General features: G+C 70.4%; 9 protein-coding genes. 8 read left to right on the top strand and 1 reads right to left on the bottom strand.

Translation table 11 applies throughout. From position 1 onward, the window contains the following. The first annotated feature begins 18 nt into the window (after window positions 1-18). Entirely contained in the window at window positions 19-1,971 is a 1,953-nt protein-coding gene (locus ACSEEN_RS04555) for an AMP-binding protein (protein WP_440712453.1), read from the top strand. Here the strand turns inward: ACSEEN_RS04555 and ACSEEN_RS04550 are convergent. Then, on the bottom strand, window positions 1,955-2,599 hold the full coding sequence (locus ACSEEN_RS04550; protein ID WP_440712452.1) for a TetR/AcrR family transcriptional regulator: 645 nt from the start codon (window positions 2,597-2,599) through the stop codon (window positions 1,955-1,957). The genes ACSEEN_RS04555 and ACSEEN_RS04550 overlap by 17 nt on opposite strands. A gap of 178 nt (window positions 2,600-2,777) precedes the next feature. Here ACSEEN_RS04550 and ACSEEN_RS04545 point away from each other — a divergent pair, with 178 nt between their 5' ends. The 7 genes from ACSEEN_RS04545 (at window position 2,778) to ACSEEN_RS04515 (ending at window position 13,032) form a co-directional block, all read left to right on the top strand. Then, entirely contained in the window at window positions 2,778-4,844 is a 2,067-nt protein-coding gene (locus ACSEEN_RS04545) for an acetate--CoA ligase family protein (RefSeq protein WP_440712451.1), read from the top strand. 13 nt (window positions 4,845-4,857) lie between these two features. Continuing rightward, the gene (locus ACSEEN_RS04540) at window positions 4,858-5,970 is read left to right on the top strand and encodes a helix-turn-helix transcriptional regulator (RefSeq protein ID WP_440712450.1); all 1,113 of its coding nucleotides are present in this window, start codon (window positions 4,858-4,860) and stop codon (window positions 5,968-5,970) included. Between the two features lie 123 nt (window positions 5,971-6,093). Next, window positions 6,094-8,160 carry a hydantoinase/oxoprolinase family protein gene (locus ACSEEN_RS04535; RefSeq protein WP_440712449.1) on the top strand — a complete coding sequence of 689 codons (2,067 nt, stop codon included), beginning with the start codon at window positions 6,094-6,096 and terminating at the stop codon, window positions 8,158-8,160. A 1-nt stretch (window position 8,161) separates the two neighbouring features. After that, complete coding sequence (locus ACSEEN_RS04530; RefSeq protein WP_440712448.1) at window positions 8,162-10,138, top strand: hydantoinase B/oxoprolinase family protein; 1,977 nt, start codon at window positions 8,162-8,164, stop codon at window positions 10,136-10,138. After that, the gene (locus ACSEEN_RS04525) at window positions 10,135-10,398 is read left to right on the top strand and encodes a hypothetical protein (protein ID WP_440712447.1); all 264 of its coding nucleotides are present in this window, start codon (window positions 10,135-10,137) and stop codon (window positions 10,396-10,398) included. Before ACSEEN_RS04530 ends, ACSEEN_RS04525 begins: the two co-directional genes overlap by 4 nt. A 31-nt stretch (window positions 10,399-10,429) precedes the next feature. Next, on the top strand, window positions 10,430-11,572 hold the full coding sequence (locus ACSEEN_RS04520) for an NDMA-dependent alcohol dehydrogenase (RefSeq protein WP_440712446.1): 1,143 nt from the start codon (window positions 10,430-10,432) through the stop codon (window positions 11,570-11,572). Continuing rightward, window positions 11,572-13,032 (top strand): aldehyde dehydrogenase family protein, encoded by a 1,461-nt coding sequence (locus ACSEEN_RS04515; RefSeq protein ID WP_440712445.1) that lies wholly within the window; start codon window positions 11,572-11,574, stop codon window positions 13,030-13,032. Before ACSEEN_RS04520 ends, ACSEEN_RS04515 begins: the two co-directional genes overlap by 1 nt. The last annotated feature ends 154 nt before the right edge of the window (window positions 13,033-13,186 follow it).

Raw genomic sequence — 13,186 nt, 5'->3', positions numbered from 1 at the left:
GACTGGAAGGCAGACACCATGCGAGGACCCGGAATCTTCGGAAGGCTCGACGATCCGGCGTGGACGCCGAGTGATGAGGTCATCGGCCGCAGCCGCCTGCTGGCGGCGATGCGCACCTGGAACTACGACACGCTCGCGGACGTGCAGCGCGCCTCGGTCGACGAGCCGGAGCGCTTCTGGCGGGCCGCCGTCGACGATCTGAACATCGAGTTCGACGCGCCCTTCGAGCGCGTGCTGGACGACAGCGACGGCAAACCGTTCCCGAAGTGGTTCACCGGTGGGCGCATCAATCTCGCCACCCTCTGCTCGGCGCGGCATGCGGCCGGCGAGTCCGCGGCCAAGACGGCCGTGATCTACGAGGGCGACAGCGGGCGCCGTCGCACGCTCACCTACGCCGAGCTCGACGTCGAGGTCCGCCGCCTGGCGGCCAACCTCGCGGCGCGCGGCGTGGGCCGTGGCGATCGCGTGGTGTTGTTCCTGCCGATCGTCCCGGAGGCGGTGATCTCGTACCTGGCGTGCGCCATGATCGGGGCCGTCTCGGTGCCGGCCTTCTCCGGCTACGGCGCCGACGCGGTGGCTACCCGGCTCGCCGACTCCGGCGCGAAGGTGCTGATCACCGCCGACGGTTCCACCCGCCGGGGCAAGACGGTGCCGATGAAGGCGACCGCCGACGAGGCCGTAGCGCTCGCCGAGGGCGTCGTGGACACCGTGATCGTCGTGCGCAACGTCGGCGATTCCGTCGCGATGGCCGACGGCCGCGACGTCCTCTACGACGAGCTCGAGCAGGATCCGGCGCCGGTTCCGACCGCGTCCACCGAGTCGAACGAGCCCGTCACCATCGTCTACACCTCGGGCACCACCGGGCGTCCGAAGGGCATCGTGCACAGCCACGGCGGCTTCGCGGTGAAGGCCGCGGTCGACTTCGCCTACGGCTTCGACATCCACGAGGACGACGTGGTCGCCTGGATCGCCGACATGGGCTGGCTGCTCGGGCCCCTGCTGATCACCTCGGTGCTGCAGCTCGGTGCCACCCTGGTGCTGACCGAGGGCGTGCCGACCTACCCGACTCCGAATCGGCTGTGGGAGGTCGCGGAGCGGAACCAGGTCACCTTCCAGGGCATCGCGCCCACCGCGGCGCGCGCGCTGAAGGCGCAGGGCGACGATCCCGGCGCCGACCTGAGTTCGATCCGCACCTTCGCCTCCACCGGGGAGGCGTGGGACTCCCCGACCTGGCACTGGCTGTTCGACACGATCGGCGAGGGTCGCAGGCCCATCGTCAACTACAGCGGCGGCACCGAGATCGGCGGCGGCATCGCCATCTCGTACCCGTTCCTGCCGATGGAGCCGGCGTCGTTCAACGCTCCGATGCTCGGCGTCGATCTGGCCGTGCTGAACGCCGACGGCGAGCCGGTGATCGGCGAGGTCGGCGAGGTCTGCGTGCTGAACACCTCGCCGGGCATGACGCACTCGTTCTGGCGGGACCGCGAGCGCTACCTGCGGACCTACTGGAGCCGGTGGGACGGCATCTGGGTGCACGGCGACCTGGCCGGCGTCGACGAGCACGGTACCTGGCGGATCCACGGCCGCAGCGACGACACCATCAAGGTCTCCGGCCGCCGTGTCGGCCCCGGCGAGATCGAGGCCAGCATGCTGGTCGACCGGCGCATCGTGGAGGCCGCGGTGATCGGGGTGCCGGACGAGCAGCGCGGCCAGCGGGTGGTCGGATTCGTCGTGCTGGCGGACGGTGCTTTCGGATCCGGGGACGCCGATCACGACGACATCGCGCGGACCGCGGAACAGAACGTCGGCCGGGCGTTCGCGCCGACCGTCCATGTGGTCGCGTCGTTGCCGAAGACCAAGAACGGCAAGGTGATGCGCCGGGCGATCCGGGCGCGTCACCTGGGCGAGGATCCCGGCGACCTGTCGTCGCTGGACCCGCAGACCCCGATCGAGGCTATTCCGCGCGGTTGACGGCCGGGCCGACCAGGCCGTCGAACATCAGCGCGAGAATGGTGTCGACGGTCTGGTCGATGGACGGCTTGGTGTGCTCCGGCCACTTGACGAGCTGCTCGGAGGTGTGCACGACGAACAGGTGCAGCACGAACGGATCGATGTCGCTCCGGATCTCGCCGGCGGCCGCGGCCTCCTCGACCAGCCGGTCCCACAGCGCGGAGAACGCCTCGAGTTCGGGCCGCAGCCGCTCGCGCATCTCGTCGGGGAGCGTCCGGTAGTTGCGGATGTGGGCCGGCGACACGGCGCCGATCTCCAGGCGGGCACAGACGAAGGCCCGGGTCGCCACGAACAACCGCTCTCCCGCGGTCGCGGACTCGGGCAGGCCGTCGACGGCGTCGCGCACCCGGCGGTGGGTGTACTCGACGCCCCCGCCGAGAGCCTCCTCGACCAGTTCCTCCTTCGAGTCGAAGTAGTAGTAGAGGCTGCCGGTCTGCAGGCCGGCCTCCTCGGCGATCGCCGACAGGCGGGTGTGCTCGTAGCCCTGCTCGGCGAGAACCTTGCCCGCCGCGGCGATGATCCGCGCGCGGGTGGCCTCGGACTTGGACACGCGCCGCGCCGGCGCGCCGTCCGTCTTGGCGACCGTCATACCCACTCCTCCTCTACCGGAAACCTCCCGGGATTACCTCCTCGTGAGCGTCCGTCCCAGCCTAAACGACCGGTGGTGGACGTTCCGGAACCAAGCGTTGTCGTAAATCAAACGTAACGTTAGAATTATGATCGGCGCCACTCGCCGAAGACGATCGAAAGCGGAGACACTCACAGTGATGCTCGACTACACCGAACTGACCGAACACCTCTCGGCGGCCGGCGTGCCGGTGGCCGCCGAACGCCTGGTCGGTACCCCGGACGAGGCGATCGAGGCCGCCGCCGCGATCCCGGGCCCCGTGGTGATGAAACTGATCAGCCGGAGCATCGTGCACAAGGCGGACGTCGGCGCGGTGATCCTCGACATCGCCACCAGCGACGACGCCGAGGCCGCGGCGCGGCGACTGGCCGAGGTCGCCGCCGGGCAGGGCCTGATCGACGAGGCCTGGCAGATCCTGGTGCAGCAGATGGTCTCCACCCGCCGCCCGGAGATCTTCATCGGCCTCAAGTGGGACGAGACCTTCGGGCACGTCGTGGTGCTCGGCGCCGGCGGCAGCCTGGTGGAGATCATGCCCGAACGCGCCATCGCCGCCTGCCCGCTGACCGTCGACGAGGCGCACGACCTGCTGCGCGGCCTCGCGATCGGCACCGCCCTCGGGGAGTTCCGCGGCAATCCCGACGTCACCCGCGAGGTCGCGGAGGTGATCGCCGCCGCCACCGCGCTGCCCGCGCTGGTGCCCGGGCTGGTCGAGGCCGACCTCAACCCGCTGGTGATCACCGACCAGGGGCCGTTCGTGGTCGACGCGCGGATGGGCGTCGACTCGACGCTCGACACCTCCGTGTCCGGCGCCGCCCACGAGATCCCGGATCTCGCGCCCCTGCTGGAGCCGGAGTCGCTGGTGCTGATCGGCGCGAGCGCGACCGCGCTGCAGCCCGGCAACCGGGTGCTCGGCTACCTGCGCCAGCACGGCTACGCCGGACGGGTGACCGTGGTGCACCCGACCGCGACCGAGATCGACGGCTACCCGGCGGTGCCGTCGATCGGCGACCTGGAGACCGGTTCGGTGGACCTCGCCTGCATCGCGGTCCCGGCCAAGGCCTGCGAGGACGTCCTCGCTCAGTGCGGTGAGATCGGGGTGCGTGCCGCCGTCGTGCTGAGCTCCGGCTTCTCCGAGGTCGGCGACCACGAGGCGGAGGAGCGGCTGGCCGCCGTCGCCGCCGAGTACGGCATCGCCCTCTGCGGGCCCAACACCGTCGGCATCATGAGCCCGGAGCGCCACGTGCAGGTCTGCTTCTCGCAGGCGCAGAGCATGGCGGAGATCCCGCGGGGCAAGGTGGCGCTGATCGCCCAGTCCGGCGCGCTCGGCGGCAGTCTCGCCTCGCAGGCGTGGGAACGCGGCATCGGCATCAGCCACTTCATCAGTGTCGGCAACCAGGCCGCGCTGCAGATCGCCGACTACATCGACTACCTGGCAGGCACCGACTCCACCGACACCATCGCTGTGGTGGTGGAGGGTGTCAGTGACGGCCGTCGGCTGCTCAGCGCCGTCGAGCGGGCGACCGCGCGCGACAAGGCCGTGCTGGTCCTGAAGGTGGGTCGCACCGCCGTCGGTGCGCGGGCCGTGGCCTCGCACACCGGCAGCGTGGCCGGCGATTACGCCGTCTACCAGTCGCTGCTGACCCGGGCCGGCGCGACGCCGATCGACACGATCACCGACTTGCTCGACGCCCTCGCGCTCCGCAACATCGGCGCGGGCCTGGACGCGGGGGCGCGGATCGGTATCGTATCGACCTCGGGCGGCGCCTGCTCGATGCTCGCCGACCTCGCCACCCAGGCCGGCTTCGAGGTGCCGGTCTTCGGCGAGCGGCTGCGCTCGGCGATCGGGGAGATCCTGCCCAGCTACGCGGCCATCGCCAACCCGGTGGATGTGACCGGCCGGGTGACCGCCGACCCCGGCATCTACGGCAAGACGTTGGACGCGATCACCGCGTCGGACGAGGCCGACGCCGTCGCGGTCCTGGTGACCACGGTCGCCGACCCGATGGCCGAGGAACTCGCCGCACAGATCCGGGGTGCGGTGGAGGCGACCGGCAAACCGGTCCTGGTGGCCTGGACCATCGCCGCCGAACTCGCCCCCAAGGGACTCGGCATGCTGCGTGCGGCCGGCATTCCGGTGTTCGACGACCCGGCCCGGATGATCCGCGCCGCCCGCCTGGCCGGCGCGCCGCGGGATACCGGGGAGTGAGGCCGTCGGTGACATGACCGCGCAACCACAGCACCATGAGGGGCCGTCACCGGTGTCGATCACCGGTAGCGGCCCCGCGCGCATGCCCGGCGAACTCGCCGAACGGCTGGCCGAGCTCGTGCGTCGGGTGAGTGAACTGCCCGGCGGGACGTTGTCGCGGCCCCCCGCGCGGCCGGACCGGGCCGCGTTCGAGAGAGTCCTACAGGAGGCGTCGAATGCGGCGGTCGCCTCCATGACGGTGGGACCGTCGGTGCCGGGACCGGAGCTGGCCTCCCGTGTGTCGGGGCTGCTCACCGAGATTCGGGAACTGCAGGTGTGCGCCGAACGTGAATGGGCCGAACGGCACCGGCTCGACGTCGCCCGCGGGATCCGGGACGCGATCGCGGAGATGCGGACCGCGGCGACCTTCGACGAGCTCTGCATCATCGCCTCGCATGTCGGGCACGACTGCCTCGGATTCGACCGCACCCTGATCTCGACCGTCGAGGGCGGGCGCTGGAACATGCGGGCGATGCACGTCCCCCAGGCACCCGACTGGGCCGCCGAGATGCTCGCGGTCGGGATGGCGGACCCGCACGTCCTCGATGCGAGTCTCATCGAGACCGACGTCGTCACCTACGGCCGCGCCGCGATCGTCACCGAGGTGCCGGGCAACCCGCGGGTGTTCCGCGAGTTCGCCGAGGTCGGCCTGTCCCAGTCGTACGGAATGGCGCCGGTCGTCGTGAACGGCCGTGCGGTCGGGATGGTCCACGCCGACCAGTACTTCGAGCAGCGGGTGATCACGCCGGCCGACCGGGTGCTGCTGGAGGCTCTGGCCGAGGGCTTCGCCCAGAGCCTGACACTGGTTCGCATGCGGGAGGGTCTGGCCGCGCTGGTCTGCGACCCGGTGGGTGCCTCGCCGCCGTCGCCGGCGGTGCCCGCACCGCTGCCGCAGGGACCGCTGACCCGGCGCGAGTCCGAGGTCGTCGGGCTCCTCGCCGAGGGAGCGTCGAACCGGCAGATCGCGCGCCGCCTCAACCTCTCCGAGGCGACGGTCAAATCGCATGTGTCGAACGTGCTGCGCAAACTCGGCGCCGCCAGCCGCTCGGACGCCGTGGCGCGCTGGCTGCGGGCCGGTCGGGCCTGACGGCCGCCGTGCGCCCCCGATCTCCTTCGAAGGGATGAGAAAACCGCGACCGATGACTGATCCGCCAGGTCACATCGGAAAGCGAGAGTGAGAAGTGACACATTCACTCACGAAGGAGAGACCATGGCAACCGGCGAACGTTGGTGGCTCGGGATCGACGTCGGCGGCACTTTCACCGATCTGGTGGCGATCAATCGCACCACCGGCGAGATCAAGGAACTCAAGGTGCTCACCACTCGGCCCCACCAGGAAGACGGTGTGCTCGAGGCGGTGACCGAGTCGGGGATCGCCGTCGCCGACATCGACGAGATCGTGCACGGCCACACCCAGGGCATCAACGCGGTGCTCAGCCGCACCGGCGCACACACCGCGCTGCTGGCAACCGCCGGACACCGCGACCTCCTCGACCTGGGCCGCATGGACCGCGAGTTCGGCCCGCGCCTGTACGACCCCACCTGGCTCCGTCCGCATCAGGAGCGGCCGATCGTCCGGCGCCGCGATCGGTACGGCATCCGGGAGCGCATCGGCTACGACGGCGCCCCGATCCTGCCACTCGACGAGGACCAGGTCCGCGAGGTGGCAGGCTCGCTCACGGCGAAGGGCGTCGAGGCGGTCGCGATCTGCTTCATGAATTCGTACCTGAACGACGAGCACGAGCGCCGCGCCGCCGCGATCGTCCGCGAGGAGTGCCCGGAGATCTACATCCAGACCTCGGCGCTCTACCCGGTCACCAAGGAACACGAACGCACCACCACGGTCGCGATGGACGCCTACGTGGGCCCGACCGTCACCGGCTATCTGTCGCGCCTGGAGAAGCGGCTCGCCGACATCGGCTTCAGCGGCTCGTTGTGGATCATGACGATGAACGGTGGTGTCGGCTCCATCCGGGAGACCTCCAACTCGCCGGTCTTCCAGCTGGTCTCCGGACCGGTCGGCGGCGTCGCCGGGGCCGTGCAGCTGGCCCGCACTCACGGCGGCGGGACCGGCAACTACCTGACGATGGACGTCGGCGGCACCAGTACCGACATCGCCGCGGTACGCGAGGGCAGCACCCCGATGACCGACCTGTGGACCGTCGAGCACGGTCTCGTGATGACGATGCCCGCGGTCGACGTCCAGTCGGTCGGTTCGGGGGCGGGCAGTCTGATCCACGTCGACGAGCTGGGTACCCTGCGTGTCGGCCCGAAGTCGGCGCAGTCGGTGCCGGGGCCGGCGAGCTACGGCCGCGGCGGCACCGAACCGACCATCACCGACGCGTGCCTGCACCTGGGGATCCTGCAGCCGGACCTGTTCGCCGGCGGTTCCCTACGGTTGCGGCCGGAACTGGCAGAACAGGCGCTGGCGACGGTCGGCGCGCAACTGGGCATGTCGGCGACCGAACTCGCCGACGGCGCGTACCGCCTGGCGTGCTCGGACATGGCCGGCGCCCTGCGGTCGATCTCCACCTACCGCGGCCTCGATCTGCGCGAGTTCTCGCTGCTGGCATTCGGCGCCGCCGGGCCGATGATGGCGATCCAGGTGGCGCGTGAACTCGGCCTCGGTTCCGTCGTCGTTCCGCGGCATCCGGGAGAGTTCTCCGCCTACGGCCTGATCTCCTCGGACCTGCGGGTCACCAAGGCGGTCTCGCCGATGGACACCCTGACGGCGCTCGGCGCGCAGACCCTGGAGGCGGAGTTCAGCAGACTGTCGGCCGAGGCCAGGGCCGACCTGCTCAACCAGGGCGTCACCGAGAGCGATGTGCACACCACCCGCGAGATCTTCGCCATGTATGCGGGCCAGACCTGGGACAACCGCATTCCCGTCCGGCTCGACCACATCGATGACGACGGCCTGCAGGAGATCGCCGCGAGCGTGCACGACTTCTACCGCCAGCGGTTCGGTTTCACCGCCGAGGAACTGCCGATCATGGTGACCACCATCGAGGTCACCGCGGCCGCCGCGCGCCCCGCCGAGGCGCCGCGCAGCACCGTCGACGCGGAGGGCGAGAGCCTGATCCGGCACGCCCCGCTGAGGCTGGCCGGCCGGGACTTCGGCGTCGTCCCGGTGCACGACAGGGCGCGCCTGAGCACCCTCGACCGCGTGCACGGCCCGGCGATCATCGTCGAGCAGTACGCCACCACCGCGATCGACGAGGGCTCGGTGGCCCGTATCGACGCGTCCGGAAACCTCATCGTCCACCTGGGAGAGTGACATGACCGAACAGAAACAGATCATCTCGGCGGTCGACGCGCACGAGAAGTACGGGTTCGACCTCGTCGACCTGGAGACTCTTCGCTACGGCCTCATCGAGGTGGCGCGGGACATGCACGAGACGCTGATGCGCGGTGGCTTCTCGCCGATCGTGCGAGACGTCCGCGACTGCACCGCCGCCGTGCACGTGCGCACCGACGCCGGCTGGGAGATGGCCGCGTCGTGGGAGGGCTGCGTGCAGCACGCCTTCGTCAGCCAGCACATCGCCAACTTCGTGATGGACGAGTGGGACGAGTCCATCCTCAAACCGGGCGACGTGATCATGGTCAACGATCCGTGGCGCGGTGCCGTGCACTGCTCGGACATCAACCTGCTGATGCCGGTCTTCTGGCACGGCGAGGTGCAATTCCTCCTGCACACCACGTCGCACGTGGCCGATATGGGCGGGCCCATCCCCGGCGGTTTCGCCAACGGTACCCAGACCTGCTTCGAGGAGCAGCTGAAGTTCCCGCCGACCCTGATGTACGCCGAGGGCGTGCCGGTGCGTCCGGTGTTCAACTACATCCTGGAGAACAACCGGGTACCGCACCTGGTGCTCGGCGACATCCGTGCGTTGTCGGGCGCCCTGCAGGTCGGCTCACGGCAGCTGACCGGCGTCCTGGACCGGTACGGCATCGACCGGGTCAAGGCCGGTGCGGCCTACGGCATGGACGTCACCGAGGCGGCCATGCGCGCCGGGATCGCCGCCATGCCGGACGGCGATTACCGGGTCAGCGACTTCCTCGACGACGACTCGATCGACCCGGTGCCGGTGGAGATCGTGATGACCGTCAAGGTCCGCGGTGATTCGATGGAGATCGACTACTCGGGAACCTCGCGTCAGCCGAACGGCAACGTCGGTACCGCCTGGATCGAGTCGACCCGCGCGATCATCGGGGCCAAGTTCATCCTCGACCCGTCGTCGCCGGTCAACAGCGGCACGCTGCGGCCGGTCGAGGCGATCATGCCGCCGGGCAGCGCCGTGTGCGTGTTGCCGCCGTCGAGTTGCTCCAACCACGTCGACACCGGCAGCCGCATCGTCAACCTGATGACCCAGGCCATGGCGGTTGCGCTCAGTGACCAGGCGATCGCCTGTGACTCGGGTACCGCCGGAATGATGAACATCGGCGGCATCGATACCCGCACCGGCCGTGAGGGCACCCCGTGGGCGACGTTCTCGCTGCCCGGCGGCGGCTGGGGCGGCACCTGGAAGAGCGATGGACTGAGCCTGTGCCTGGTCTCGATGGGCAACTGCCGTTCGTCGGTGCAGGAGCACGTGGAGCGGGAGAACCCGGTGGTGGTCTGGGAGCACGAACTGATGCCCGACACCGCGGGGGCCGGCGAGCATCGCGGTGGCTCAGGTTCGCTCTACACCGTCGAGGCGCTCGCCCCCACCGTCGTGACCATCACCGGTGACCGCATCCGGGCCGGTGCGCCGGGTGTGCAGGGCGGCGGCACCGGCATGCCGTTCTACGGCTGGCTGTTGCACGACCTCGATCCGTCGGTCGCGATGGATTCGCTCGACTACACCGGCGCGGAACCGCTGTTCGGCATCTTCGATGACGACGGCCGCCCCGATCCGGACCACGGCGAGTTCGGCAAGGGCGCCAAGTATCAGACCGGCAAGATCAGCCAGGTGCTGCTGGCGCCGGGGCAGGGCCTGCGCCTGATCGTCGGCGGCGGTGGCGGCTGGGGTGACCCGCTGCGCCGGGAGGTCGACGCCGTCCTCGAGGACGTCGACGACGGCGTCTACAGCGCCGAATTCGTCGAGCGGGCCTACGGCCTGGTGTTCGGCGCCGACGGCACCGTCGACCGCGAGGCGACGGCCGTGCGCCGCGCCGAACTCGCCGCCGCCCGCGAAGCGGGCGAATGGAAGGTACCCACCGCGTGCTCACCCAACTTCCGCGGGAGCCGCACTGTCAAGGAGGTCTCAGCATGAGTGGAGTCGATCGTCTGTTGTTCCCGCCGCCGGCGGAGGACCGGATCTACGTCGAGCGCATGCCGGTGGACGCGGTCTGCCCCGAGTGCGGATCGGCGGACGTCCGCCGCTACCCGGTCGCCAACTACATCGGTCCGCGCATGGTGACCAAGTGCCAGGACTGCTTCTGCGCGCTGTCCGTGGACGTGCCCGCTGAAGACGACCACTGGCCGCCGTGGCGTTCGCCGACCATCGACTGGGACGCCTCGCGCGCCGGCTGAGTATCCGAACGACCCCGAAGGAGAACGAACGATGAAGACGACAGCAGCGATCCTGTGGCAGGCGCCCGGGGACTGGGACGTCCGTGAGGTGGAGCTCGACGAGCCCGGCGACGGCGAGGTCCTGGTCAAGGTGATGGCCTCAGGGTTGTGTCACTCCGACGACCACTTCGCGAAGGGCGACATGCAGTTCCATTCGTATCCCGCGTGCGGCGGGCACGAGGGCGCCGGAATCGTCGAGGCGGTGGGCCCGGGCGTGACCCGGGTGGAGCCCGGCGATCACGTGGTGACCTCGTTCATCGCGGCGTGCGGGCACTGCCGGATGTGCGTGACCGGGCACCAGAACCTCTGCGACGCCGGGCACCTGATCACCAAGGGCACCCGCCCCGACGGCAGCTTCCGCATGCACATCGACGATGTCGGCGTGGCGCAGAACGCCTGCCTGTCCACCTTCTCGGAGTGGACCACCGTACCCGTGGAATGCGTCGTGAAGATCGATGACGACATCCCGTTCGAGACCGCCTGCATCGTGGGCTGCGCGGTACCGACCGGCTGGGGATCGGCGACCCGCGCCGCCGACATCGAGGTGGGCGACGTGGTGGTCGTGGTCGGCACCGGGGGCATCGGCATGAGCGCGGTCCAGGGCGCGGCCTTCCGCGGCGCCGGCCGCGTGATCGCCGTCGATCCGGTCCCGATGAAGCGGGACCTCTCGCTCAAGCTCGGCGCCACCGACGCCGTCGAGACCATCGACGAGGCCGGGGAACTCGCCCGGTCGCTGACCAACGGGCAGGGGGCCGACGCGGTGATCGTCTGCATCGGTGTGCCGACGCAGGAGCAGTTCAAGCAGGCCTACGACGTGCTCGGCAAGCGCGGCACCCTGGTCGTGACCAGCGCCGCGCCGCACACCCTGACAGAGATGAGCATTCCGGTGCTCGATCTGACGATGAGCGAGAAGCGCATCCAGGGTGCGCTGTACGGGATGGCCGGACCGCAGAGCGAGGTGCCGATGCTGCTCGACCTGTACAAGCGGGGTGCCCTGCGGCTGAACGAGATGATCACCACGCAGTACACGCTCGACCAGGTCAACGACGCATACCTCGACATGCACGCGGGCAAGAACATCCGCGGTGTCATCTCGTTCGAGGACCGGCACGCGGCGTCGAGTGGAGAACAGTGATGAGTGCCGACACGCAGGCAGGCAACTACATCGACGGCGCATGGGTCGTCGGCGGTGGTGCCGAGATGACGTCGTACAACCCGTCGACCGAGGAACCGCTGTTCCGGGCGACGGCGGCGGACGCCGGACAGGTCGGGGCCGCGCTCGACGCGGCGTACCGCGAGTTCCACGGCGGCGCCTGGCGCGCGCTGCCGGGCACCGAACGGGCACGGCTCCTCCGCGCGCTCGCCGACCTGATGGAACGGGACGCCGACGAGCTGATGGCGCTGATCGCCCGCGAGGTCGGTACCGCGATCAGCACCGCGCAGCAGCAGGTGCTCAGCCCGATCGCCTTCATCCGGTGGTTCGCCGACGCCGCCGAGCGCGGTCCGGCCGACGGCCTGGAGCAGCAGTTGCCGCTGCACTACGAACCGGTCACCACGTCGAGCATGCTGCTGCGCGAGCCGATCGGGGTGGTGGCGGCGATCACCGCTTACAACTACCCGATCATGCTGATCGTCTGGAAGGTGTGCGCCGCGCTGGCGGCCGGCTGCACCTCGGTGCTGGTCCCGTCGCCCCGGGCGATCGCCTGCACCGTCGCCGTCGTCCGGCTGATGGACGAGGTGGGCTTCCCGCCCGGCGCGGTGAACCTGGTGTTCGGCGGCCCGGAGGTCACCGAACAGGTGGTCGGCTCGCCGCGGATCGACATGGCCACCTTCACCGGGTCGGCCGCGGTCGGCACGATCATCCAGCGGCTCGCCGCTCCGAATCTGACCAAGGTGGTGCTGGAGCTCGGCGGCAAGTCGCCGAATCTGATCCTGCCCGGGACCGACATCGATTCGACGATCGCCGGCTCCGCGCTGCGCTTCTGCGCCAACGCGGGCCAGGCATGCGGGGCCACCACGCGCACCCTGGTGCCCCGGCCCGACTTCGACGACTTCGTCACCGAATCGGCGGCGTACATGGCGGGCCTCGTCGTCGGTGACGCGAGCGATCCGAAGAGCTTCGTCGGGCCGCTGATCAGCGACGAGCACCTGCGCCGCGTCGAAGGCTATGTGCAGCGTGCGGTGGATGCGGGGGCGACGATCGTCACCGGCGGACGGCGTCCCGAGGGCCTGCCCCGCGGACACTTCTACGCGCCGACGCTCATCACCGGTGTGAACAACTCGTCGGAGATCGCGCAGGAGGAACTTTTCGCACCGGTCGCGGTGGTGCTGCCCTACGACGACGTCGATGAGGCGGTGGCGATGGCCAACGACGCCAGGTACGCGCTCAACGCCAACATCTGGGGGATCACCACCGACGCCATCGCGGTGGCCCGGCGACTGCGTTCGGGCACCGTCACCATCAACGGCGGCGGCGGGCGCCGGCTCGACGCGCCGTGGGGCGGTCCCGGTCACTCCGGCATCGGCCGCGAGTGCGGCGAGGAGGGGTACCGCGAGTTCTTCGAGGTGAAGCACGTGCAGTGGCCGATCCGCTGACCTGAGACGAACCGCCGGCCACGTCGTGGGGGGGGGGGGGGGGGGGGGGGGGGAGGGGGGGGGGGGGGGGGGGGGGGGGGGGGGGGGGGGGGGGGGGGGGGGGGGGGGGGGGGGGGGGGGGGGGGGGGGGGGGGGGGGGGGGGGGGGGGGGGCT

The sequence above is a fragment of the Gordonia marina genome (genome assembly GCF_052036135.1).
GTDB lineage: Bacteria > Actinomycetota > Actinomycetes > Mycobacteriales > Mycobacteriaceae > Gordonia.
This window is presented reverse-complemented; position numbering and strand designations above follow the sequence as displayed.